Origin of the sequence: Cetobacterium somerae ATCC BAA-474, from assembly GCF_000479045.1 — a bacterium.
GTDB classification, from domain to species: domain Bacteria; phylum Fusobacteriota; class Fusobacteriia; order Fusobacteriales; family Fusobacteriaceae; genus Cetobacterium_A; species Cetobacterium_A somerae.
Map to the genome: position 1 here is coordinate 1 of NZ_KI518204.1, position 2,975 is coordinate 2,975.

The window sequence follows — 2,975 nt, forward strand, 5'->3', positions numbered from 1 at the left end:
TTATTCCGCGTTTTCCTGATGGGACCCCTATAATCTCAATAATATTTTAGCTAACTCATTTTCAACAGATGGTAATTGCTTATATAAATCTCTATACATCTTCATTGTATTTTTCAAGTATTTATTACATATTAAATCTAGACTACCAACCTCTTGTGTATATTTATACCTTATTTCCATTCTAGTTTTTGATTTATGCCCTCTTTGAATTTGCTTGTCTGTTCTGTCATAGAAAACATGCTCGAAATTATGGCTTATTTCAAGTTTTATATTCTTAGTTTCAGCTGTTTTTAAATCTACCAGTTTTAAATAATCCATGTCCTTATGTTTCTTTGATTTTCCAATTGCAAAAGTAATAAATGTTGCCATCTTTTCCATATCCTTTAATTCCTTTTTGAAATCAAAAGCTATGTCTATCCTATTAACTCCACTATATTGACATAGGTTTACATCTGTTAATAATACCTTTATAGTATTTTTGAAATCAGTATAATTACAGAGTTCTGTGTGGTCTATAAAATTTGATGGTTGAACCACTAGTATTGGATTTTCCAATCCTTTTATTTTTCCAGTCTTGACCTTATTAATAGCCTTAAGTATGCTATTTTTATCTAGCTCTATTAATTCTTTAAGCTCTTTTATGCTTTCGTCTTGTACAATTATGTCCATTGTATCTATTCCAGCTTTATACATATATCTTTCCAATTCTAATACCTCCAGTAATAGGAAGAGCTATAGCTCTTCCTTAAAAAAATTCGGATAAAATCCAATGTTATGGTTAATGAAATCTCTATAGTCTTCAAACTCTTCTTCACTTAGATTGAAGTAATCTTTACTCCAATCTTCTAATAGTTCTAAATTTTCAATAGTCATTTTTACCTCCTTATCAGGTGCGACACTGCGTTCACTTTGTCTAATTTTTCTAATAGTTCCATCTTAGTAGCTATTACTTCCTTCAATTCTTTGATATTTTCTTTGAAAGCTAATTTGACTTTAATTATATCTCCTGTTTTGTTCTCAATCTGCAAGTGGTTTAATAAAAACCCTAATTCTTCAATAAATTTCAGTTTATCTTCCTTTAAAATTTTCTCTAGTCTTGTTATGTTATTATTTATCATTTGCATCACCTTTTAAATTTAATTCAGTATGTTGATTTAAAAAATCAACCACTAATCTTCTAATATATTCTGACACTGTAGTTCTATAGTGAATTTGAACAATCTCCCTAAATCTCTCAGTATCTTTTATACTTAGCTTTGTTGCTACTGTTACATCCTTCATAAAATCACCTCTTAATATTTTTATTGGACTTTTCATCCATACTAGATATTAAGTTTACCTACGTAAAATGCTGAGCGTAAAGCTTATAATTTTTTTCTAAAAAAAAATTTTCCATCTAAAATATAAATTTTATATTTAGGAATTTCTATAGGGGAACCCCTTTGAAAAATGGCAGCAAATTTAATATTGGTTAAAATAGGCATGTCCTCCCATCGCTGGAACAACAGATTTTAAAGTTGTAATAAGCAAATAGGTGGCTTTCATTTTTCATAGCATAATTATACTTAGCACTTTTTTATTTTTTTGTAATTAGCATAAAAAAAAGTGGGATTTAAATCCCACTTAAATTTAAGTTATAGTGTGTAGTTTGCTATAAAGTATTTATTTTTTGCTAAATTCATTTCTTTTCCTTCTTCAACGTAATAAGCTAAAAGCAATTTAATTTTATTATAACTTTTAAAAGCTGGTGTTATCTTAAAGCCTAACAAAGTACCGTATCCATTATATTGTGGGTCCATTAAATCTGAAGGATATAATGTTATTCTCATACTTCCTTTAGGAGGCAAAATTAGATTAGATGAAGCTTCCCCTAAATTTTTAATTCTATCATTACCTGAAACAACTCTTGACGTATTAGGTTCCATAGAAATTCCGTGTAATGTCATTGAGCTATGACTTAAGTTTATTAAAATAACATCATCTGTTTTATTCGTGACATTAAGAGTTATTCCTCCTTCTTTTGATATTCCGATATAAGTATTCTCAAATAATTTCGCTGTTGAAATTAATTGAACATCTAATTCTTCAGATACCCTTTCAATTTGAACTCCAGTTGCGACTCTAGTTGGTTGAGTAGAAGAACATCCAACAATAAAAATACTAATAAAAATAGTGATAAGTAGTAATAATTTTTTCATAAAAAAAATCCCCCTTTAAATATTATTTTATTATAAAAATATAAATAATTATATTTTATAGATTTGAAACAATAGCTTTTGTATAGTTATGCATAGAATCTAGATATTCTAAATCTTTATTTTCAAATGAAAAAAAAGTATTTTCCATATAGTTTAAATAAGTGCCATTTTTTAGATAAATAAGTCCAGCTAAATCTTTGAAAATATTAAAAGCTTTTTCTGCCTCATCAAATGTTTGTTTTCTAGATTGAGAAGAACCAATATAAGAATATCCTAATTTCATTGTATATACTTTTAAAATTTCTGTTTGACTGGCTACTATTTTTTCAAGAGAATTTCCGTAGTTTATAAAACTATAAAAGCTATACCCCCAAAAACATCCTACTAAAATAAATCCAATTATAAACCCCTTTTTTTTATTAAACATAATCCCCCCTATTATTTAATTATTTTATCTTTATATTTTATTTGAATATTCATTTCTTGACATAGTTTTATAAGTCTTGACTCTAATGCCCCACCGTTCAAAGGTCTTCCATTTTTAGATAATAATTTATCTTTAGAAATATCTAAATAGTCTAATATTTCTTTTTTTACTATTTGGTATTTAAATTTATTTTTCAATTCAAAAGATTTTCTCATATGTGGATTGTGTTTAGCTTTATTTTCTTTTAGAAACTCTTTATATTTTTCCTCATACTCTTCCTCTGAAAGTTCTATAACTGACTCTTCATTAAAATTTAATGGAATTTCTTCAAAAGTTTTATCAAAAATACT

7 protein-coding genes are annotated in these 2,975 nt (G+C 26.8%); all 7 read right to left on the reverse strand.

Annotated elements, in window-relative coordinates; genetic code table 11:
• Nucleotides 1-27 precede the first annotated feature (27 nt).
• Entirely contained in the window at nucleotides 28-705 is a 678-nt protein-coding gene (locus tag HMPREF0202_RS12505) for a hypothetical protein (RefSeq protein WP_040407494.1), read from the reverse strand.
• 27 nt (nucleotides 706-732) lie between these two features.
• Complete coding sequence (locus tag HMPREF0202_RS15140; protein WP_023051081.1) at nucleotides 733-873, reverse strand: hypothetical protein; 141 nt, start codon at nucleotides 871-873, stop codon at nucleotides 733-735.
• A gap of 2 nt (nucleotides 874-875) precedes the next feature.
• A complete protein-coding gene (locus HMPREF0202_RS12510; RefSeq protein ID WP_040407496.1) occupies nucleotides 876-1,118 on the reverse strand; it encodes a hypothetical protein in 243 nt (80 codons plus the stop codon).
• Nucleotides 1,108-1,281, reverse strand: a complete 174-nt coding sequence (locus tag HMPREF0202_RS15145) for a hypothetical protein (protein ID WP_156898028.1) — start codon at nucleotides 1,279-1,281, stop codon at nucleotides 1,108-1,110. The genes HMPREF0202_RS12510 and HMPREF0202_RS15145 overlap by 11 nt, the downstream gene beginning before the upstream one ends.
• Nucleotides 1,282-1,634: 353 nt before the next feature.
• The gene (locus HMPREF0202_RS12515) at nucleotides 1,635-2,198 is read right to left on the reverse strand and encodes a hypothetical protein (protein ID WP_023051085.1); all 564 of its coding nucleotides are present in this window, start codon (nucleotides 2,196-2,198) and stop codon (nucleotides 1,635-1,637) included.
• Nucleotides 2,199-2,253: 55 nt separating this feature from the next.
• A complete protein-coding gene (locus HMPREF0202_RS12520; protein WP_023051086.1) occupies nucleotides 2,254-2,625 on the reverse strand; it encodes a hypothetical protein in 372 nt (123 codons plus the stop codon).
• Between the two features lie 11 nt (nucleotides 2,626-2,636).
• Nucleotides 2,637-2,975 (reverse strand): hypothetical protein (locus tag HMPREF0202_RS15375; RefSeq protein WP_023051087.1); only part of this gene is annotated, 339 nt, incomplete at its 5' end.